The organism is uncultured Alistipes sp., from assembly GCF_963931675.1.
In the GTDB taxonomy this organism is placed as follows: domain Bacteria; phylum Bacteroidota; class Bacteroidia; order Bacteroidales; family Rikenellaceae; genus Alistipes.
In genome coordinates this window covers 201,223-223,138 of record NZ_OZ007039.1, presented here as the reverse complement: position 1 = coordinate 223,138, position 21,916 = coordinate 201,223, and the positions used below count along the sequence as shown (strand labels likewise).

Sequence of the window (21,916 nt, the reverse complement as noted above, 5' to 3'; positions counted from 1 at the left end):
TCAATCGTTGCGGGGCAGCAGATTAGCCGTGGCGGTCATGACCGTGGCCACGACGGCGGCCGTTTCGGTGCGCAGGCGCTGGGGCCCGAGCGTGATCTCCTCGAAGCCGTGCGACAGCGCGAAGCCGATCTCTTCCGTCGAGAAGTCCCCTTCAGGTCCGATGAAGATCCGCACGGCCTCGCCCGGACGCAGGGTCGCGGCGAGGAGTGCCTTGCCGTTTGCCGTGTGCGGCGGCTCGCAATGGGCGATCAGACTGCGGCCCTCGAAGGGTGCCGATACGGCCTCGCGGAACGGCGTCAATCCGGCCAGCTCCGGACGGTAGGCCTTCAGCGACTGTTTCATCGCCGCGGTGATCACCTTCTCGCCCCGCAGGGGCTTGAAGCTCCGCCGTTCGCTGTGCGCCGTTTCGAGCGGCACGATCTGCGTGACGCCCACCTCGGTGGCCTTTTCCAGAAACCACTCGAAGCGGTCGGGGTTCTTCGTCGGGGCCACGGCCATGACCAGGCGGTAGGGCATCTTCTCGAATTCGGGGTGTGTCTCGACGATCCGCACCGTGCAGCGCCGCGGGTCGGCATCGGAGATCTCGGCCCGGCAGAGGTTCCCCCGGCCGTCGGTCAGGTGGATCGTGTCGCCGCACCCGAGCCGCAGCACGCGGACGCAGTGTTTCGACTCCTCTTCGCCCAGCGTGTACAGGGGCGGTTCGAGGTCCGGAGCATAGAAGAGTTGCATGGAACGCGCTTGTTTGATTTACGGAATTTTATTGTACCTTTGTCATGCCTGAGCCGAATGCCGGACGGAACGGGCGCGGACGCCTGTCGGACGCTCCCGGGATCCCGTGGCGGGACCTTCCGCCGGATGTCGGGCTTGCGGCCCGCAAAGTTACATAAAATAACACGATTCATGAAACGTATCATCGGTTTATCGACGCTTTTTCTGGCCATGACACTCGTTTGCTGCAAATCCGAGAAGCGTGTGGGTGAAAATCCCTTTTTCGCCGAGTGGAACACCCCCTACGGCGTGCCGCCCTTCGACCGGATCGAACCCGAACATTTCCTCCCGGCGCTGGAGCGCGGCATGTCGCTTCACGACGCCGAAATCGACGCCATCACGTCGAACAACGACGAGGCAACCTTCGAAAACGTCATCCTTGCCTACGACAACTCCGGGAAGATGCTCGCCCAGGTGGCGTTGATCTTCGACATGCTCTGCGCCGCGGAGAACACCCCCGCGCTGGAGAAGATCCAGGTTGAGGTGGCCCCGCTGCTGGCGTCCCATGCCGACAAGATCCTGCTCAACGGGAAGCTCTTCGAGCGTGTCAAGGCGGTTTACGACCGTCGTGCGACGCTCGACCTCGATGACGAACAGACGCGGCTGCTCGAAAAGACCTACCGGAAGTTCGTGCGGGCCGGGGCGCTGCTCGACGCCGAACAGAAGGCCCGCCTGAAGCAGATCAACGAGGAGCTGTCGCTGGCGGCCGTGAAGTTCGGGAACAACATCCGTTCGGAGAACAACAACTACGTGCTGATGCTCTCCACGGGGGAGCTGGAGGGCCTTCCGGCCAATGTCCGGGAGCAGGCCCGGGAAAAGGCCGCACAGCTGGGCAAACGGGACAAGTATGCCTTCACGCTGCAGAAACCGAGCCTGATCCCGTTCCTGACCTACTCCTCGAAACGCGAACTGCGCGAAGAGATCTACAAGGCCTACTTGAACCGCTGCAACAACGGAGACGAGTATGACAACAAGCAGCTGATCAACGACTTCGTCCGCCTGCGCACGGAGAAGGCCCACCTGTTGGGCTACCCCTCCTATGCGGCTTATGTTGTCGATGACGAGATGGCCCGCACGACCGATGCCGTCTACGGCCTGCTCGACGAGATCTGGACCCCGGCGCTCGACCGTGCCAAGGGCGAGCTGGCCGAGATGGAGGCGCTTTTCCGCAAGGATCTCCCCGACGGGGAGTTCGCCTCGTGGGACTGGTGGTACTACGCCGAGAAGCTGCGCAAGCAGAAGTATGCCCTCGATGAGGAGATGCTGCGACCCTATTTCTCGCTGGAGAACGTTCAGACCGGCATCTTCTTCCTGGCCAACCGCCTCTACGGCATCACGTTCCGGCCTGTTGTCGTGCCGCTGTACCACTCCGAGGCCGTGGCCTACGAGGTGCTCGACGCCGACGAGTCGCACCTCGGCATCCTCTATTTCGACTTCTTCCCCCGCGACGGAAAGAGCCAGGGCGCCTGGTGCGGCAACTACGTCGAGCAGACCTACGACGAGGAGGGGAATCGGGTGGCTCCCGTGGTGTCGATCGTCTGCAACTTCACCCGTCCGACGGCCAACACCCCGGCGCTGCTGACGCTCGACGAGGCCGAAACCCTCTTCCACGAGTTCGGACACGCCCTGCACTTCCTCTTCCACGACGTCCGCTACCGCGGGCTGACGGAGGTCGAGGGCGATTTCGTCGAACTCCCCTCGCAGCTCATGGAGAACTGGGCCTTCGACCCCGAGATGCTGAAGCAGTACGCCGTGCACTACCGCTCGAACGAGGTGATCCCCCAATACCTGATCGACAAGATCCGCAACAGCCGCCTCTTCAACCAGGGTTTCATGACCACGGAACTCATCGCCGCGTCGCTCTCCGACATGGACATCCACTCGATGACCGAATACGCGCCGTTCGATCCCGTGGCCTTCGAACGCGAGGCGCTCTTCGACAAGCGCGGCCTCATCCCGCAGATCGAACCGCGTTACCGCTATCCCTACTTCTCGCACATCTTCGACGGCGGCTATTCGGCCGGCTACTATTTCTATACGTGGGCCGCGGTGCTGGACAAGGATGTTTTCGAGGCCTTCCGCGAGAGCGGCGACCTCTTCAACAAGCGCATCGCCGACGATTTCCGCCGCAAGGTGCTGGCCCGGGGCGGTTCGGCCGACGGCATGACCCTCTACCGCGACTTCCGCGGCAAGGATCCCGACAAGCGCCCCATGCTGCGCAGCCGCGGACTCTGGACCGATCCCGCCCCTGCCGACTCGCTGGCCGCGATGCCTGCCCCCGCCGGAAAAGCGCCTGTCCGGGACGTTCCGGTGAAGTGACGCCCTCGCCCGAATGGAGAGACCGAAATACCAAGAAGCAACACCTTATATGAAAAAAGCAATTCTGATCATGGCAATTTCCGCTATGGCGGCAGGCTGTGCCGACAATTCGATTCCCAAGGCCCAACTGCCCGAACTGGATCTTTCGAACCCGCTGCTGGCCGCGTGGGAGACCCCGCACGCCACGCCGCCCTTCTCGAAGATCGAACTCCGACACTACGAACCGGCCTTCGATGCCGCCATCGCCTGCTCGCGGGCCGAGATCGAGGCGATCGTCGCAAATCCCAAAAAGCCGACCTTCGGCAATACGATCGTCGCCCTCGAACGCAGCGGCGCCCTTCTGTCGCGCATCGAGGGGATCTTCTTCAACCTGCTGGAGGCCGACACCTCGGACGAGATGCAGGAGATCGCCCTGCGCGTGCAGCCCAAACTGACCGAACTGGCCAACGACATCTCGCTCAACGAGGAGCTCTTCGCGCGTGTGAAGGCTGTCTACGAACACCCGGGGCGCCTCAAGCAGGAGGACCGGATGCTGCTCGAAAAGACCTATAAGAGCTTCGCCCGCAACGGCGCGGCGCTCTCCGAGGCCGACAAGGAGCTCTACCGGCAGTACACCTCCGAGCTTTCGGCCCTGACGCTGCAGTTCGGGCAGAACGCCCTGGCTGCCACCAACGCCTTTACGCTCCGCATCACCGATCCGAAGGTCGTGGCCGAACTGCCGGGATTCGTGAAGGAGGGCATGGCCGCCGAGGCCGCCGCCCGCGGGGAGAAGGGGTGGACCGTGACGCTCCAATACCCGAGTTACCTTCCCTTCATGACCTACTCCACGAACCGCAAACTCAAGGAGCAGTTGTGGCGGGCGAACAGCTCGCGCGCCCTGGGCGGGGAGTTCGACAACACGGAGATCGTGAAGAAGATCGTCAACACGCGGCTGAAGATCGCCAACCTGCTGGGGCACAAGTGCTATGCCGACTATGTGTTGGAGGAGCGCATGGCCGGGAGCACGGCGACCGTCGAGCAGTTCCTCGACGAACTCCTCACGGCCACGAAGTCGTGGGCCGATGCCGATTACCGCACGGTGGGCGAGTATGCCGCTTCGCTGGGCTTCCAGGGCGAGTTGATGCCCTGGGACTGGGCCTATTACAGCGAGAAGTACAAAAATGAGAAGTATGCGCTGAACGACGAGCTGGTGAAGCCCTACCTCGAACTCGAAAATGTCAAGAAAGGGGTTTTCCTGCTGGCCAACAAGCTCTACGGGCTGAACTTCACGCCCAATACGCAGGTCGATGTCTACCATCCCGACGTGACGGCCTACGACGTCACGGACCGGGACGGACGCTTTATGGCAGTGCTCTATCTGGACTTCTTCCCGCGGGCTTCGAAGCGCTCGGGGGCCTGGATGACCGAGTTCCGCGGCGCGAAGGTCGTGGATGGCGAGGAGACCCGCCCGCTGGTGTCGCTGGTGATGAACTTCACCAAACCCACGGCCACGACCCCCTCGCTGCTGACCTTCGACGAATTCGAGACCTTCCTCCACGAGTTCGGCCACTCGCTGCACGGAATGCTCGGCGAGGGCAAGTACGAGTCGCTGACCGGCACGAGCGTCTACCGCGACTTCGTGGAGCTTCCGTCGCAGATCATGGAGAACTGGGCCACCGAGAAGGAGTACCTCGACCTGTGGGCCGTGCACTACCAGACCGGCGAGAAGATTCCCGCGGAGATCGTCGAGCGCATCGTCGCCGCGCAGAACTACCTGGCGGCCTACGCCAACGTGCGGCAGTTGTCGTTCGGATTCACGGATATGGCCTGGCACACGCTGACCGAACCCTTCGAGGGGGATGTCGAGGCCTTCGAGGTGGAGTCGATGGCTTCCACGCAGGTCCTGCCCGTCGTGTCGGGCACGGCGATGGCCCCCTCGTTCGGGCACATCTTTTCGGGCGGTTATGCCGCCGGGTATTACGGCTACAAGTGGGCCGAGGTGCTGGATGCCGATGCCTTCTCGCTCTTCAAGGAGAAGGGTATTTTCAATCAGGAGGTAGCCGCGTCGTTCCGGGAGAATATCCTCGAAAAGGGCGGCACGGAGCATCCCATGGAGCTCTACGTGCGTTTCCGCGGCCACAAGCCCGAAACCCGGGCGCTGATCGAGCGCATGGGGCTCGGGAAATAGCCATTCCTCTGGACCCGGCGAGCGGGATTCCGGAATGCAGAAAGCGGCTCCAGCCTTCGGGCGGGGCCGCTTTTTTCCGGCACTATTTTTCGGGAGGGGGCAGAGAGACCTTAACCGAAAGAGCGTTCCGGAGTCCGGTTGGCTGTGTCCTGTCAACCCAAAAACACCCCGGAACCCGAAGCGGCCGTGAATCTTTCCCAACAAAAAACCGCCCCGGAATCCGGAGCGGCGATGATCTTTGCAGTGGGGCGGCGGGACGCAGTAGAGAAGCCTGACGCCCCCCCCCACATCTCCCAAACAAAAAACCGCCCCGGAATTCGGAGCGGCCTTCGGTGTTGAGCTACCTGGATTCGAACCAAGAATAACAGGACCAGAATCTGTTGTGTTACCATTACACCATAGCTCAATGACGTTTTGGTGATGCAAAAGTAGAACTTTATTTTGCAATTGCAAAGAAAATTCCGAAAAAAATTTCGTACATTTGTTTTAATCTCCTTGGAGATAAACCGAATGGAACTTAAAACTTTTTGTAAATCATTGGATTATGGGAATTAAACTGCGACTCGTCGTCATGAACTTCCTCCAGTTCGCCGTGTGGGGCTCTTATTTGGTGTGTATCGGCAATTTCCTGGGCCGTGTGGGATTGGGCGATTATATCTCCTGGTTTTATGTGGCGCAAGGGGTCGTGTCGATTTTCATGCCCGCAATCATCGGGGCCATAGCCGACAAATTCATCCAACCCCAACGCCTGTTGGGCATCTCTCACCTGACGGCCGGACTCTTCATGCTGCTGGCCGCCTGGTTCGGCTACGAGGCCACGATGCAAACCATCGCCGGCGAGGCGACATCCATTACCCCGATCTTTACGGCCTATTGCCTGAGCGTGGCCTTCTACATGCCGACGATCGCCCTTGCGAATACCGTGGCCTTCTCGATCCTCAAGAGCCGCGGCTTCGATACCGTCAAGGACTTCCCGCCGATCCGCGTCTTCGGGACCGTCGGCTTCATCGCCGCCATGTGGTTCGTCAATTTCGTCGGGCTTGGGGGCCTCGGCATCCAGTCGCAGAACCTCGAAGGGGCCGAAACCCTTGCGCTCGTACCCATGGCCGCACAGTTCACCTACATGCAGCTTATCGTCTGCGGCGCCCTGGGACTCCTGCTTGGATTGTATGCCTTCAGCCTTCCGGCCTGCCCGATTGTCCGTTCGACCGGCAAGGAGCACAAATCCCTGGCCCAGCGCCTCGGTCTGGATGCCTTCGTGCTCTTCAAACAGCGCAAAATGGCCATCTTCTTCATCTTCTCGATGCTGCTGGGCGTCTCGCTCCAGATCACGAACGGATACGCAACCCCCTATATCAACAGCTTTGCGTCGATGTCCGAAAGCTGGTTCGCTGAAAATCCGACCCTGCTGGTCTCTGTCTCTCAGGTCTCCGAGGCGCTGTGCATCCTGCTGATCCCGTTCTGTCTGAAGCGGTTCGGCATCAAGATCGTGATGCTGATGGCCATGTTCGCCTGGGTGTTGCGCTTCGGGTTCTTCGGGATCGGAACGACGGAGAGCTCCGTGGGGATCATCCTCCTGTTCCTCTCCTGCATCGTCTACGGCGTGGCGTTCGACTTCTTCAACGTCTCCGGGGCTCTCTTCGTCGAGCAGGAGGCCGCGAAACCCATGCAGGCCAGTGCCCAGGGGTTGTTCATGCTGATGACCAACGGCATCGGCGCTTCGGTCGGAACCTGGATTGCCGGGAAGATCGTCTCCCATTACTGCAGCTGGGAGGGCGGTTATCTCGTCGCCCGGGAGGGTGTTGAGGGCGGCTGGCCTGCCACGTGGCTTATCTTTGCCGGGTATGCCCTGGTGGTAGCCGTGGTCTTCGCCTTCATTTTCCGTTACAAGCACAATCCCGAGGCCATCGGGAAGGTCAGCCATTGATCGGATGGAGATTCGTGTTCGGGAGTCCTGCATCCGTTGCGGGCGTTGCGTGAGGGTTTGTCCGTCGCAGATCTTCGTGCAGGAGGCGCCCCGGGGCGTCGTGTCGCTCCGTAAACCGGAGAACTGCATCCGCTGCGGGCATTGTGTCGCGGCCTGCCCCGCAGGGGCGGTCGGGCACGAAGCCTTCCCGCCGGAGCGTGTCCACGCCTTCGCGCGCCGCGACCTGCCGACGCCCGAACAGGTGGAGCTGCTGCTGGCCGTCCGGCGTTCGAACCGTGCGCTTTCCGACCGACCCGTGCCGCCCGAGTGGATGGACCGCATCATTGCCGCCGCCGACCGCGCCCCGACGGCCAGCAATGCCCGGCAGTTGGGATATACGCTCGTCACGGAACCCGAACGGCTGCGTGAAGTGACCGAATATACGTTGCGGATTTTCCGGCGGTTGGAGCGTCTGCTCTCGAATCCGCTGGTTAGGTGTTGGCTGAAGCCGTTGATGCCCGGAGCCTACCGTTATCTGCCGGTCTTCGCGCGGCTGCGCCGTGAGTATGCCGAAGGCCGCGACCGCATCCTGCGCGGCGCCACGGCCCTGCTCTTCATCCATGCGCCCCGTGCGAGCCGTTTCGGCGCCGAGGATGCCAATCTCGCCTGTCAGAACGCCTCGCTCCTGGCCGAGGCTCTGGGCGTGAGCCAGATCTACATGGGTTTTGTCCTGACGGCCATTCGCCAGGACCGTCACAAGGCATTGAACCGGATGCTGGGGATCGGGGATCGGCGCGTCTGTGCGATCCTGGCCTTCGGGATGCCCGAATTCCTCTATCCGAACTACATCGACCGCGATCCGGCCCCGCGGAACTGAGCCGGCGGCGTGTCCCGGGGTATGCAAAAAAGGAGCGGTCGGAAACCGCTCCTTTTTATATCTTTATTTTCGCCGTTTTTCCCGGCTCTACCGGGCCCTCAAGAGGCCTCCCCTCCTTAATACATGTTGTCGTACATCGACTGCGACTTGTCGTACTTCAGGTCCGACAGCGAGGCCGCCTTCACGCCGATGTTGAAACTCCACGAACGGTGGTAACCGAACGGTATCCACGAGAAGGACATTTGCCAACAGTGCAGGTCGCGGGTGATCGACACCGACGAGGTGGTCAGCTTGTTGGCCTTGATGTCGTAACCGCCCTGGAACGTGATACCCGTCTTCGGGGTGAGGTTCACCGAGCCGTTGAAACCGATGGTCTGCGTGACGTTCTTGCGGTAGCCCGTCGTGCCGTTGTTGACGTAGGATACCGAGTAGTTCACCGCGTAGTTGAATCCGAAGTTCCACGGCAGTGAGAAGTCGTAGTAGCTTTGGGCCATGTACTGCCTTCGCAGCACGGGGTCCATCTGCCCGTAGGGGTCGTAGTAGGGGTTCTGGTACTCCGGAGGGATCGATGTGATGTCGTTCACCGCCGGGGTGCTCTTGTCCTCGCGCGACTTGAACGTGTAGCCGAACGACCAGCCCGTCGAGGTGATGCGCCCCGGGAAGAAGAGTTTGTCGTAACGCACGCCCTGCGGGGTTACCCGGTAGGGGTCGAGCGTCGCCGAGAGGTTGATGCCGAAGTTCTTGAAGATCGTCGAGCGGAACGACAGCGAGATGGTCGACAGGCGCATCGAGTCGGCCAGGAAGTTGTACGAACCGCTGGCCCGCAGTTCGTCAATGAGCTTGATCTTCTTCACGCCCGAGGTGTCGCGTTTCGAGAGCACCTTCATTTCGAGGTTCTGCGACAGCGAGAAGCTCATCGACATCGAACGCCCCGACGACGGGACGCCGTAGGCGTTGACCGCATAGGGCGAATAGGTCGTGAAACGGCCCGTCGAGTCGGTCTGGCGCGTCAGGTAGTATCCGTATTTCGGATCGCTGAAGTCCGGGGCGTAGGAGAAGCTGATCGACGGCGTCAGCGTGTGGCGGATGGCCTGGATCTTGCGGTCGCGGCGCTTCTTCGTGAAGTCGTACATGCCGTAGACGGTCGTCGACGTCGAGACGCTGAAGTTATAGTTGTACAGACGGTAGAATCCGTAGTTCGTCGGCAGCGTGTCGGTCTTGTTCGTCACCGGGTTCCACTCGTACTCCACCTTCTTGAAGTACCACTTCTCGGTGTAGTTGGCCGAGGGCGTCACGTTGATGTAGTTGAAGAGGTTGAACGACGCCGAAACCGGAATCGAGTGCTCGATACCGTTCTTCATGTTGTCGAGCGTCTTCTTCGAGAAGATCTCCGACTCGGTGGTCGTCACCGAGTTGGTCATCTTTCCCGTGTACTGCATCGAGATCTTCTCATACCAGCGGTCCTTGCCCATCTTCTCCTTGCGCTTGAAGGGATAGAAGCGTGAGACGTTGAAGACCACCGTCGGCAGGGTGATCGACAGCGACTGGTTCTGCGAGTTCTGCGACACGGCCATGTTCGCCGAGAGCGAGAAGGGCGTACCGGCCCAGTTTTTCGAGTAGGAGATCGACGAGTTGGTCTGCGTGGCGAGAATGTCGTTGAGGTTCGTTGCCGAATAGCGGCTGTAACCGCTCGTGGCGAAGTTCACCGAGGCCGAGAAGGTCGAGCCCGGGTTGGCCTTGGCATCCTGCGAGTGGGTCCACTGTACGCGGAAGTTGTTCTGCTTGATGTAGTCGGGTTCTCCCTTCTCGCCGGTCTTCACGCTCGAAAACTCCATGTTGAAACTGCCGCTGTACTTGTAGCGCTTGATGTAGCGCGAGGCGGCCGAAGCCTCCCACGACCCCAGCGTATAGATGCCTCCGCGCACGGCCAGATCGGCATAGTCGCCCAGCGTGAAGTAGTAGCCCAGGTCGCGCAGGAAGAAACCCTTGGAATACTCCTCGCCGTAGGTGGGCATCAGAAGTCCCGATTTCGGCCCCGAACTGATCGGGAAGAAGCCCTCCGGAATGCCGAGAAAGTAGATCGGGACATCCTCCATGACGAAATAGGCCGGGCCGGTGATGACCTTTTTGCCGGGGATCACCTTCGCCTTGGTCATCGCCAGGTAGAAGTGCGGGTGGTCGGTCTCGTCGCACGTCGTGTACTTGCCGTGCTGGATGTTGATCGTGTTGTCGGGCATCTTCTTCACGCTCCCGCCCACGAGCCAGCCGTCGCCCTGCTGCGTGGCCACACCCTTGATCTTGGCCTTTTTCGAATCGAGGTTGTAGGTGATCGTGTCCATCTGGTAGGAGGCCGAACCGTCCGAGAATTCGGGCTTCGTGACGATCGGTTTGCCGTCGAGCGAGTCAGGCTTGCCGTAGGCGTGGACCAGTTTCGAGTTCATGTCGATGCGCATGAAGTCGGCCTTGAGGTTGCTGTTCTGGTAGGTCACGTCGCCCTGGTTGTAGATGTAGACCAGCTTGTTGCGTACGTCGTAGACCAGCGAGTCGGTATTCTTGCCCGAAATCGGGTCGTCGAGGAATGCCCCGGCCGGCCGGGGTTTCTTGACCGTGTCGCGCCGCATCGTGTCGGCGGCGAGCGAATCCGTGGCAAGCGAGTCGGCCCGCATCTCCAGCGAATCGCTCTTCAGGGCGATGAGCGAATCGACCTGGGCCGAGAAGAGCGAATCCTTCTCCTGCTGGCTCAGGGCGTTGAAGGCGGCGTTGCGCCGGGCCTGTTCGCGGGCGGCCCGGACTTCACGGCGGGCTTCGCGGCGGGCTTCGCGGCGCGAAACCGAAGCGGACGGCGATGTGGGGGCGGAGAGTGCGGAGGATGCGGGCGGCTCGGACGAAACGGCAGATGCCGTGGAAGCCCGAGCTGCGGAGTCCGCGTCCCGGGGAACGGCGTGCGCCTGCAACAGGGTATCCTCTCCGAGCCGGAACGGGGCGGTGCGGGGTGCCATGCCGCCCAATACGCCCTGGGCGAACAGCATGAGCACGGCCGCCGACAAGAGATATTTTGCCCTTACCTTATCCAAAATTCCAAAAATTTTCCGTACCTTTGCCGACAGGTCGGCAAAAACGCCCGGATCGGGCCTTGGAAGCCCTCCTGCCGCGTTTTCGGCTCGACAAAGATAGGTAAAAAATTACAGAAAGCTTGCACTTGGCACCATTAAATATGCGCACGCGCCTTTTGCTGCTCCTCGCTTTCGCGGTTGCCTCCGTCTGTACAAACGCGGTTGCCGCGGGGAATATTGCGCACGGCGTCGGGGTCGTGGTGATCGATGCCGGGCACGGCGGCAAATTCCCCGGAGCTCACTACGGCGGCGTCTACGAAAAGGACCTCACGCTGAAGGTGGCCCTCAAGCTCGGCAAACTCATCGAGGAGGGAATGCCGGGCGTCAAGGTCGTCTACACGCGAACCACCGACAAGGCCCTGGGAGCCGATCTGGCGACGGACCTCCAGGCACGGGCCGATATTGCGAACAACGCCGGGGGCGATCTCTTCATTTCGATCCATGCCAATGCGGCGCCGCGGGCCACGGCTGTCAGGGGCGTCGAGACGCTCATCATGGGCGAGACCCCCAAGGAGCAGCGCTATAACGAGAATGCCCTCTACGAAAGCAACCGCGAGGACCTGATCGACATGTCGGACGAGCGAACCGCTGCCATCGTGCGGGCCTATATCCAGAACCTGCAGTTCACCTACGGCGAGTACAGCATGGCCATCGCCCGCTGCATCCAGACGCAGTACACCAAGGCCGGACGCAACTCCCGGGGCGTGAAACGGCAGTTGTTGCGCGTGCTGTATGCCACGGACATGCCCGGTGCGCTGACCGAGATCGGGTTCATGACCAATGCCCAGGAGTTGGCCTACATGAAGTCGGACAAGGGCCAGAACGAAATCGCCGCGTCGATCTACCGCGCCGTGAAGGAGTATTCGTCCTACGTGCTCGAAACCCGCATGGCCGAGGAGGGTGCCGCCGCGGAGCGTGCGAAGCCGGACGCCGGGACGGAAAAGGAGGCTCCCGCCGCCTCGAAATCCGCCTCGAAACCCGCTGCCGGAGATGCCGCGAAGGCGGATTCCTCCGCCGGGAAGAGCGCGGCAAAACCCGACCCGAAGGCCGAGCCGGCCGGGAAAAACTCCTCCAAGGGCGAAAAGGAGGAGAAGGTCGCAAAGGACGGATCGGCGAAAGGAGGTGCTGCGGCATCGGAACCCTTGCGCTATACGGTGCAGGTGCTCGCTTCATCCAAGCCCGTTCCGCTGAACTCCGCGCAGTTCCGGGCCTACCGCGGCAAGGTGAAACAATATCTCTCGGACGGACGATTCCCCTACAAGTACGGTGTCGGCGAGTACGGTTCGCGCGCCGCCGCCCAGCGCAGGGTCGCTGAAGTCCGCAAAACGTTCCCCGATGCCTTTGTCGTCTGCTGCCGGGGTACGCAAATTGTAAGAAAGTAAAATAGCATATGAAAAGAGAAGTCAAGATCGGCATATTCGCCGTGACGATGATCGTGGCCGCCTGGGCCGGAATCCGGTTCCTGCAGGGACTGGACATCCTCAGCCGCAATGCGGTCTACTACGCCTCCTACGACCAGGTGAGCGGAATCCAGGCCGCCTCGCCCATCATGTTGAAAGGGGTCAAGGTCGGAACGGTCACCGGCATCTCGCTCGATCCCCAGCACAGCGACAACGTCGTGCTGCAGTTCACCATCAAACGCCAGTTCCGCATCCCGAAGGACTCCGAAGCCAGGATCTTCAGCGACGGATTCATGGGCGGAAAGGCTATCGAAATCGTCTACGGCAAGTCGTCGGAGTATCTCGAAAAGGGCGATACGCTGCGTTCGGTGCGGGGCCGCGATCTGATGGATATGGCCGGGTCGGAGCTGGAGTTCTTCAAACAAAAGATCTCGCAGGTGACCGCCGACCTCTCGCGGACGCTCGACAACCTGAATCTCCTGATGGAGGACAATGCGCAGAGTATCAACGGAACGTTACGGCATCTCGATGCCATGTCGGGCGATCTGGCCGACCTGCTCGATACCGAAAAACAGAATCTTGCCTCTGCCGTGGAGAACCTGACGGCCTTCTCCGAAATGTTGGGCGAGAATGCCCCGCGGGTCGACAGCATGATGGGAAACCTGAACCGTATCACCACGGAACTGGCCGATGCGGGATTCGCCCGGGAGCTTTCCGAAACGGTCGGGGAGATGAATCTCCTGCTGGAGCGCATCCAGGAGGGCGACGGGACCGTCGGACGGCTGCTGAACGATCCGTCGCTCTACGAGTCGCTGAACGAGGCGAGCGACAACCTGGCCTCGCTGCTGGCCAACCTGGAGCAGTACCCCGGCCGCTATGTCCACTTCTCGCTCTTCGGCCGCAGTCCCGAGAAGATGCAGGCCAAGGCCGAACGCCAGGCCGCCAAGGCCGCAGAACGGGCCCGGCGGGATTCGCTCAAGGCTCTGCGCTGAAATCCCGAAATGTAAAATGCTTCGGTCCCGGGCGAGCCGCGGGACCGATTTTTTCGATACCTCACACATGATCTATCCAGCCACTTTCGAGCAGAAAATCGGGTTCGACCGCCTGCGGGAACAGGTTGCCGAACGTTGTACGATGCAGGCCGCCCGCGAACGGATCGCTGCCGAGGGATTTTCGACCTCCCCGCGTGAGATCGAGCGCCGCCTGGCCCTGGCCGACGAGATGCGTCTGGTGCTCGAAATGGAGCGCGACTTCCCCGGCGGGGAGTATCCCGATGTCGATCAGCTTGTCGCCAAACTGCGCGTCGAGGGTTCGTTCCTCGACGTGGAGGAGGTCGTCACCCTCGACCGTGCCCTCACGACGATCGGCGGCATCGTGTCGTTCATCCTGAACCGTGCGGAGCGTTACCCGACGCTCCATGCCCGCACGCGGGGCGTGGAGGCCTTCCCGGAGATCGTGCGGCGCATCGAGGCGATTGTCGACCGCTTCGGCAACGTGAGGGACAACGCCTCCCCGGCGCTGCAGGAGATCCGCCGTGCGATCCGCGAACGCGAGGGACAGGCCGCCAAACGGCTGCAGGCCGTGCTGGCCGCCGCCAAGGGGGCGGGGATCGTCGAGAGCGACGCCCAGATCTCGATCCGAGACGGACGGGCCGTGATCCCCGTCTCGGCCTCGAACAAACGCAAGCTCAACGGTTTCATCCACGACGAGTCGGCCACCGGAAAGACCTTCTATGTCGAACCGGTCGAGGTGGTGGAGATCAACAACGAGTTGCGTGAGCTGGAATATGCCGAACGGCGCGAGATCGTGCGCATCCTCACGGAGTTCACCGAAGGGATCCGTCCCGATGCGGAGCTGATCGCCGCGTCGGGCGACTACCTGGCCGAGATGGACATGCTGCGCGCCAAGGGGCGCTGGGCCTCGGAGAACGGATGCGTGAAGCCGATCCTCTCGACCGACGACCGGCTGGTGCTCAAAAACGCCCGCCACCCGCTCTTGCAGCAGACCTTGCGCGCCTCTGGGCGCGAAATCGTCCCGCTCGACCTGCAGCTGGACCGCCGCAAGCATATCCTCGTCATTTCGGGACCCAATGCCGGCGGAAAATCCGTCTGCCTGAAGACCACCGGCATCGTCCAGTACATGTTCCAGTGCGGGTTCCCGGTCCCGGCGTCGGAGATCTCCGAGCTGCCCGTCTTCGAGAGCCTCTGCATCGACATCGGCGACGAGCAGTCGATCGACAACGACCTGTCGACCTACTCCTCCCACCTGCTCAACATGAAGCACATGCTGGCCGGGGCGTCGCCGCGGACCCTGGTGCTGATCGACGAATTCGGGTCGGGCACCGAGCCGGTCATCGGCGGGGCGATTGCCGAGGCGATTCTCGAACGCCTGCTGGAGAAGGGGTGCTACGGCGTCATCACGACCCACTATGCCAATATCAAATACTATGCGTCGAATACGGAGGGGATTGCCAACGGGGCGATGATGTTCGACGTGCAGAACATCCGGCCGCTCTTCAAACTGGAGACGGGCAAGCCGGGCAGTTCGTTTGCCGTGGAGATCGCCCGCAAGATCGGGCTTCCGGAGGAGATCATCCGCCGGGCCAGCGAGAAGGCCGGCTCGGATCATATCAATATCGAGAAGCAGCTGCGCGAGATCGCCCGCGACAAGCACTATTGGGAGCAGAAGCGTGACCGCATCCGGCTGACGGACCGCAAGGTCGAGGAGCTGGAGCAGACTTACGCGGAGCAGCTCACGAAGATCCGCGCCGAGCGGCAGGAGATTCTCAAACGTGCCAAGGAGGAGGCGCAACGGTTGATTGCCGACGCCAACCGGCAGATCGAGAATACGATCAAGACGATCCGCGAGGCGCAGGCCGAGAAGGAGTTGACGCGGCTGGCCCGCCGCGAACTGGACGATTTCCGCGAGACGGTCGGGAAGGAGGATGCGTCGGAGCGCGACGAGCAGGTGGCCCGCGAGATGGAGCGCATCGAGCGGCGGCGCCAGCGGCGTGCCGAGCGGCGCGAGCGCCAGGGCGAAAAGGGCTCGGAGAAGTCGGCGGCGGAGCCCGAAAAACCGCGTGAGGTGGAGGTCGGGTCGAAGGTCCGCATGGCCGGGCAGGCGATGGTCGGCGTGGTGCAGTCGGTGAAGGGCAAGCGGGCGCAGGTGGCCTTCGGGCAGATTCTCACGACGGTCGACAAGGCATCGCTGACGGTCGTCTCGAACAACGAATACCGCGAGGCCACGCGCCCGACAACGGCCCGGACCGTCGTGTCGGTCGACATCTCGTCGCGCAAGCTCAACTTCAAGGACCACATCGACGTGCGCGGAATGCGCGCGGCGGAGGCGCTGGAGGCGGTGCAGGACCTGGTGGATGACGCCCTGATGGTAGGCGTCGGGTCGGTGACGATCCTCCACGGAAAGGGCACCGGAGCCTTGAAGGAGGAGATCCGCCGCTACCTCCGGACCGTGCCCGAAGTGGTTTCTGCTGTCGACGAACACGCCGACCGCGGCGGTGCCGGGATTACGATCGTGACGTTCGATCTCTCGTAATGGCGCGTGAATTCGGAAAGGTCCGGATTGCCGTCGGGATTGGGAAAGCCCCGGGGAAGGCCGGACGGATGCTATAAAAGTTGCGGAAAAGATGAATTACAAACTTTCGCAGATTGCCGCCATCGTCGGCGGTCGCTTCTCGGGCGAGGAGTCCGATGTGCGGTCGGTCGTCACCGACAGCCGCTCGCTCTCGTGCGAACTGGGCTGCTGCCCGATGTTCGTCGCCATGTGCGGGGCCAATCACGACTCGCACGATTTTATCCCGCAGATGTATGCCCGCGGCGTGCGGGCTTTCCTGGTCGAACGCCCCGTCGAGGAACTGCCCGGGTGCGGCTATGTGGTCGTGAAGAACGCCATCGCGGCGCTGCAGAGCCTGGCGGCCTATCACCGCGCCCATTTCAGGGGTACGGTCGTCGGAATCACCGGTTCGAACGGAAAAACCGTCATCAAGGAGTGGATCGCCGAGGAGCTGCCTGCCGGGATGAAGTGCTACCGCTCGCCCAAGAGCTACAATTCGCAGCTGGGCGTGCCGTTGTCGGTGCTGATGATCGAGGGCGACGAACAACTGGCGCTGATCGAGGCCGGAATCTCGAAACCCGGCGAGATGGAGCGCCTCGAACGTATCATCCGCCCCGACGTGGTGGTCTTCACCTCGATCGGCGACGCCCATCAGGAGAATTTCCTCAATCTCGAACAGAAGTGTCTCGAAAAGATGGTCCTGGCACACCGCGCCCGGGTGATCATTTACCACAGCCACTACGAACCCCTCGGGCGCCTGATCGCCTCGCGCTTCGCCGAACGGAAACTCTTCGATGCGGCCGCGGCTCCGCAGCTTCCCGAGGCGGTGATCGGCAACGAGGCCTCGCGCCGCAACGCCCAGATCGTCGAGGCCTTCTGCTCGGCAATGGGATTCCCAGCCCCGTCGTTCTCCGCGGCTCCGCAGGTCGCCATGCGTCTCGAAGTCAAGGACGGAATCAACGATTCGGTGCTCATCAACGACGCCTACAACCTCGACCTCAATTCGCTGGCGCTGGCGCTGGACTACCTGCACAGCGTGGCCCTGACGCGCCGCCGCACGCTCGTCCTGTCGGACATCGCCCAGAGCGGCCTCTCGGACGACGAACTCTACGGCCGGGTGGCCGGGATGGTTGCCCGGGCCGGAATCGACACCCTCGTGGGGATCGGTCCCAAACTGAAACGCTATGCCGCGCTCTTCGACTGCGACAAGGTTTTCTACGCCTCGACCGACGAGTGCATCGCCCGGATCGGGCGCCGCGTCGTGGCCGGGCGTGCCGTGCTGCTGAAGGGCGCCCGCGATTTCCGCTTCGAGAAGCTGGCCCACGCCCTTTCGCACAAGAGCCATACCACCGTGCTGGAGGTCGATCTCGACGCCATGACGCACAATCTCAACTATTTCCGGTCGAAACTCGATTTCCGTACGAAACTTGTGGCCATGGTCAAGGCCGGCTCCTACGGCGCCGGGGATTTCGAGGTGGCGCAGATGCTCCAGCACCAGCGGGTCGACTACCTCGCCGTGGCCTTTGCCGACGAGGGGGTGCTGTTGCGCGAACGCGGCATCACGATGCCCATTGTCGTGCTGAATGCCGACGCCGACAGCTTCGACCAGATGATCGCCAACCGCCTGGAGCCCGAAATCTACAGCTTCCGGTCGCTCGACGACTTCGCCCGGGCCGTGAACCACGCCGGGGAGATCCGCTATCCGATTCACGTCAAGCTGGATACCGGAATGCACCGCCTGGGATTCATGGAGGGGGAGATCGGGCGGCTGTGCGACGTGCTGAAGGAGCTCCCGGCCGTGAAGGTCGCCTCGGTCTTCTCGCACCTGAACTGCGCCGACATGCCCGGGGAGGATGCCTACACGCGGGCGCAGATCGACCGCTTCGACCGCATGAGCACGCAGCTCGTCGAGGCGCTGCCCTACGCCGTCATCCGCCATACGGCCAACTCGGCGGCCATCGAGCGCTTCCCCGAGGCGCAGTTCGACATGTGCCGCCTCGGGCTGGGGCTCTACGGCTTCGGATGGCAGCACAATCCGGCGCTGCGGCCCGTCTCGGCGCTGAAGACCCGCATCGTGCAGATCAAGCACCTCGAAGCGGGCGATGCGGTCGGATACGGCCGCGCCGGGCGCTTGACCCGCACGACCGTCACGGCCACCGTCCCGATCGGCTATGCCGACGGCCTGGACCGCCACCTCGGGTGCGGGCGCTGGTCGATGCTCGTCGCCGGGCAGCCGGCCCCGATCGTCGGGCGGGTCTGCATGGACAGCTGCATGATCGACATTACGGATATTCCGGGCGTGGAGGAGGGCGACGAGGCCGTCGTCTTCTCGGCCGCCCCGGGCAACGACCTCGAAACCATGGCCCGCGTACTGGATACGATCCCCTACGAGATCATGACCTCCATATCGGGCCGTGTCAAACGCATCTATCTCAAGGAGTAAATGGCTTACGGAACCCTCTACCTGATCCCGTGCCCGATTTCGGACGAAACGGCACCCTGGGACGTGCTGCCCGCCGCCAACCGCGCGGTGATGGACGCACTGGACTACTTCATCGTCGAGAATACCCGCACGGCGCGGCGGTTTCTCTCGAAAGCGGGTGTCGCGCGGCCGATCGACACGCTGGAGTTCCGCGAACTGAACGAACATACGGTCGCCGGGCGCGAAGTCGAGGAGCTGGTGGCTCCGATTCTGGAGGGACGCTCAGCCGGGGTGATCTCCGAAGCCGGTGTGCCGGGCGTGGCCGATCCGGGGGCGCTGGTCGTCGAAGCCTGCCACCGCCGCGGAGTCCGGGTCGTGCCGCTCGTGGGGCCCTCGTCGATCCTTCTCGCCCTGATGGCTTCGGGGCTGAACGGGCAGTCGTTCGCCTTCAACGGCTACCTGCCCGTCAAGCCGTCAGAGCGGGGCAAGGCCATCCGTTTCTTCGAACGGCGGGCCCGCAGCGAAGGGCAGTCGCAACTCTTCATCGAGGCGCCCTACCGCAATGCGAAACTCCTGGAGCAGTTCCTGCAGACCCTGGCACCCGAAACGCGCCTGACGGTGGCTGCGGACCTCACGGCTCCCGCGGAGCGGATCGAAACCCGGACGGTGGGGGAGTGGCGCCGGATGGCGCTGCCCGAACTGAACAAACGCCCGGCCATATTCATCATCGGATAGCGTTGGTATGCAATTTGTGCGAAAGATCCTTCGGAAACTGAAAAAAATACCAGATATGAAAAAGGAAAAGGTTTATAATGAGGCTGTTAGAGAGGATGAAAAACCGGCCTCGGAAGGCGTGAATCCTTCGGGCGGAGCGGCCTCAGATGCCAATGTGTCAGGTGCAGCCGCCGAAGAGTCTGCCAAAATGGCAGACGATGACGCCGTGAACCGCGATGCCGACTCCTCGGAACAGCCCGAAGCCGTGGCGCAGGCCGTAGAGGAGGCCGTGGCCGAGTGGAAGGACAAGTTCCTGCGCCTGCAGGCCGAATTCGACAACTATCGCAAACGCACGCTCAAGGAGAAGATGGACCTCGTGCAGACCGGCGGACGCGACGTCCTGCTGGCGATGCTTCCGGTGCGCGACGACGTGCAGCGCGCCGTGGCGGCCATGGAGAAGAGCGATGACGTGGAGGCCCTGCGGCAGGGCGTGCAGCTCATCTCGCAGAAGTTCACCGAGGCCCTGCGGCAAAAGGGTGTTGTCGAAATGGATCTGAAAGAGAAGGAGTTCGATGCCGACATTGCGGAGGCGGTGGCCAAGTTCGCGGCCGGCGGGGAGATGAAGGGCAAGGTCATCGATGTCGTCCAGACGGGTTACATGCTGGGCGACAAGGTGCTGCGTTTCGCTAAGGTTGTCGTAGGAGAGTAAGGCCATGGCAGAGAAGAGAGATTATTACGAAGTGCTCGGCGTCGAGCGCAATGCCAACGCCGACGAGATCAAGAAGGCCTACCGAAAGGCCGCGATCAAATACCACCCGGACAAGAACCCCGGGGACAAGGAGGCCGAAGAGAAGTTCAAGGAGGCCGCCGAAGCCTATGACGTGCTGTCGAATCCCGACAAGCGGGCCCGTTACGACCAGTTCGGACACGCCGGAATGAGCGGCGCGGCAGGCGGCGGTGCCGGAGGTTTCGGAGGTTTCAGCGGCGGGGGATTCTCCATGGAGGACATCTTCTCGCAGTTCGGCGATATTTTCGGCGGACACTTCGGCGGCGGATTCCGCTCGTCGGGGGGCGGCTCGCGCCGCGTCAACCGCGGGTCGGACATCCGGGTGCGCGTTCGGCTGACGCTTGCCGAGATCGCCTCGGGCGTCACCAAGAAACTCAAGATCAACAAGACCGTGGCGTGCGACAAGTGCGGCGGCTCGGGCGCCAGGGACGCCAATGCCTACGCAACCTGTTCGACCTGCAACGGAACGGGATACGTTACGCGCGTGGAAAACACCTTCTTCGGAAGGATGCAGACCCAGGGCGTCTGCCCGACGTGCGGCGGCACGGGCAAGGTGATCACGGCGACGTGCGACAAGTGCAGGGGCGAAGGAACGTTGCGCGGCCAGGAGGTCGTCGAGATCCAGATCCCGGCCGGAGTGGGCGAGGGAATGGTCCTCACGGTTACCGGCAAGGGTAATGCGGCGCGTCAGGGCGGCGTGAACGGCGACCTGCAGGTCGTCATCGAGGAGGAGCCCAATCCGGAACTGGTCCGCGACGGCAACGACCTGATCCACAACCTGAACATCACCGTAACGACGGCGCTGCTGGGCGGTACGGTGGAGGTCCCGACCGTGGACGGCCGTGCCAAGATCAAGATCGCCCCGGGAACCCATGCCGGCAAGGTGCTGCGACTGGGCGGCAAGGGACTGCCCGACGTGAACGGATACGGACGCGGCGACGAACTGGTTGTCGTGGACATCACGATCCCGTCGAAACTCACCTCCGAAGAGAAGCGTCTGGTCGAACAGTTGGCGGCCCAGCCCTCGTTCCAGCGGGCCGAATCGGTCAAGAACCAGAACATCTTCGAACGCATGAAGAGTTTCTTCCGGTAGCGACGGCTGCGTCCGGCCGGAGGCGGCAGGGCCGGAGGAGATAAACAGGGCCGGCAAGAGATAAACAGGGCCGGCAAGAGATAAACAGGGCCGGCAGGAGATAAACAGGGGCGGCCGGAGACGGCAGGAGCGACAGGAACGGCAGGAGACGGAGGAAACGGCAGAGGCGGCAGGTGTCGGCAAAAGGCGGCCGTTGTGGGCCGATGCCGGCTCTCGGAACTTGCTTGTCGGCCTTGTGTCCGGACCCGGCGTCACGAAGACCCCTCCTTCGGGAGGGGCTTGTCGTATCGTCATGGCCGCCTTTTCAGCCCGGAAATACAATAATTTGCAAAGATATTCGTATCTTTACCGAAAAAGAGGACAATACCATGTTTACCCCGTTCAAAAGACACGCGAACAAATTCAACTATATCCCGCGTTACTACGACCCCGAAAAGGAGGCGCGCGAACAGCGCCGCACCGAACTGCGCGGTGAACGCGCCGAAGATGCGGACCGCGAATACACCCCCGGACAATACATCCGGACCCAGCGCGAAGCGCGTGCGGCACGGCGTTCCGGAACCGACGATCGGGGACGGATGCGGTTTTTCAAGATCGCCGGAGCAGCGGTGCTGCTGCTGCTGTTCATCTACCTGCTCTATCCGAAGCTGGCCAACTGGGGGTTGCTGTTGCAGCAGTCTCCGCAACGCCCGGTTCCGGCTGCGCAGGCCGAAGGGGAGTTCAACCCCTATGCGCCGATCGTCGTTGTCCCGAACGATTACCAGGAGGAACAGGAGTAGT

General features: G+C 62.2%; 14 protein-coding genes and 1 tRNA gene. 12 read left to right on the top strand and 3 right to left on the bottom strand.

The features are described from left to right. The gene (locus ABGT65_RS00995; protein WP_346699358.1) at positions 1-729 is read right to left on the bottom strand and encodes an RsmE family RNA methyltransferase; all 729 of its coding nucleotides are present in this window, start codon (positions 727-729) and stop codon (positions 1-3) included. A gap of 171 nt (positions 730-900) precedes the next feature. On the opposite strand from ABGT65_RS00995, the gene ABGT65_RS00990 reads away from it, so the two are divergent. Further along, positions 901-3,087 carry a M3 family metallopeptidase gene (locus ABGT65_RS00990; RefSeq protein WP_346699357.1) on the top strand — a complete coding sequence of 729 codons (2,187 nt, stop codon included), beginning with the start codon at positions 901-903 and terminating at the stop codon, positions 3,085-3,087. Between the two features lie 85 nt (positions 3,088-3,172). Then, entirely contained in the window at positions 3,173-5,254 is a 2,082-nt protein-coding gene (locus tag ABGT65_RS00985; protein ID WP_346703034.1) for a M3 family metallopeptidase, read from the top strand. A gap of 335 nt (positions 5,255-5,589) precedes the next feature. Here the strand turns inward: ABGT65_RS00985 and ABGT65_RS00980 are convergent. Continuing rightward, positions 5,590-5,660, bottom strand: a tRNA-Gln gene (locus ABGT65_RS00980). Between the two features lie 138 nt (positions 5,661-5,798). Here ABGT65_RS00980 and ABGT65_RS00975 point away from each other — a divergent pair. Both ABGT65_RS00975 and ABGT65_RS00970 read left to right on the top strand, forming a co-directional pair. After that, a complete protein-coding gene (locus ABGT65_RS00975; protein WP_346699356.1) occupies positions 5,799-7,181 on the top strand; it encodes an MFS transporter in 1,383 nt (460 codons plus the stop codon). 4 nt (positions 7,182-7,185) lie between these two features. Beyond that, the gene (locus tag ABGT65_RS00970) at positions 7,186-8,037 is read left to right on the top strand and encodes a nitroreductase family protein (protein ID WP_346699355.1); all 852 of its coding nucleotides are present in this window, start codon (positions 7,186-7,188) and stop codon (positions 8,035-8,037) included. Between the two features lie 116 nt (positions 8,038-8,153). Here ABGT65_RS00970 and ABGT65_RS00965 read toward each other — a convergent pair whose 3' ends face one another. Continuing rightward, the gene (locus ABGT65_RS00965) at positions 8,154-11,111 is read right to left on the bottom strand and encodes a putative LPS assembly protein LptD (protein WP_346699354.1); all 2,958 of its coding nucleotides are present in this window, start codon (positions 11,109-11,111) and stop codon (positions 8,154-8,156) included. Between the two features lie 140 nt (positions 11,112-11,251). Here ABGT65_RS00965 and ABGT65_RS00960 point away from each other — a divergent pair, with 140 nt between their 5' ends. The 8 genes from ABGT65_RS00960 (at position 11,252) to ABGT65_RS00925 (ending at position 21,915) form a co-directional block, all read left to right on the top strand. After that, on the top strand, positions 11,252-12,532 hold the full coding sequence (locus ABGT65_RS00960) for an N-acetylmuramoyl-L-alanine amidase (protein ID WP_346703033.1): 1,281 nt from the start codon (positions 11,252-11,254) through the stop codon (positions 12,530-12,532). Positions 12,533-12,540: 8 nt separating this feature from the next. Further along, a complete protein-coding gene (locus tag ABGT65_RS00955; protein ID WP_346699353.1) occupies positions 12,541-13,542 on the top strand; it encodes an MlaD family protein in 1,002 nt (333 codons plus the stop codon). Positions 13,543-13,609: 67 nt separating this feature from the next. Further along, positions 13,610-16,102 carry an endonuclease MutS2 gene (locus ABGT65_RS00950; RefSeq protein ID WP_346699352.1) on the top strand — a complete coding sequence of 831 codons (2,493 nt, stop codon included), beginning with the start codon at positions 13,610-13,612 and terminating at the stop codon, positions 16,100-16,102. A gap of 91 nt (positions 16,103-16,193) precedes the next feature. After that, positions 16,194-18,563 carry an alanine racemase gene (alr, locus tag ABGT65_RS00945; protein WP_346699351.1) on the top strand — a complete coding sequence of 790 codons (2,370 nt, stop codon included), beginning with the start codon at positions 16,194-16,196 and terminating at the stop codon, positions 18,561-18,563. Beyond that, positions 18,564-19,277 (top strand): SAM-dependent methyltransferase, encoded by a 714-nt coding sequence (locus ABGT65_RS00940; RefSeq protein ID WP_346699350.1) that lies wholly within the window; start codon positions 18,564-18,566, stop codon positions 19,275-19,277. It abuts the gene before it with no gap. Between the two features lie 55 nt (positions 19,278-19,332). Next, entirely contained in the window at positions 19,333-19,965 is a 633-nt protein-coding gene (locus ABGT65_RS00935) for a nucleotide exchange factor GrpE (RefSeq protein WP_346699349.1), read from the top strand. 4 nt (positions 19,966-19,969) lie between these two features. Further along, complete coding sequence (gene dnaJ, locus ABGT65_RS00930; RefSeq protein WP_346699348.1) at positions 19,970-21,136, top strand: molecular chaperone DnaJ; 1,167 nt, start codon at positions 19,970-19,972, stop codon at positions 21,134-21,136. 368 nt (positions 21,137-21,504) lie between these two features. Further along, a complete protein-coding gene (locus ABGT65_RS00925) occupies positions 21,505-21,915 on the top strand; it encodes a hypothetical protein (protein WP_346699347.1) in 411 nt (136 codons plus the stop codon). Position 21,916: the final 1 nt, after the last annotated feature.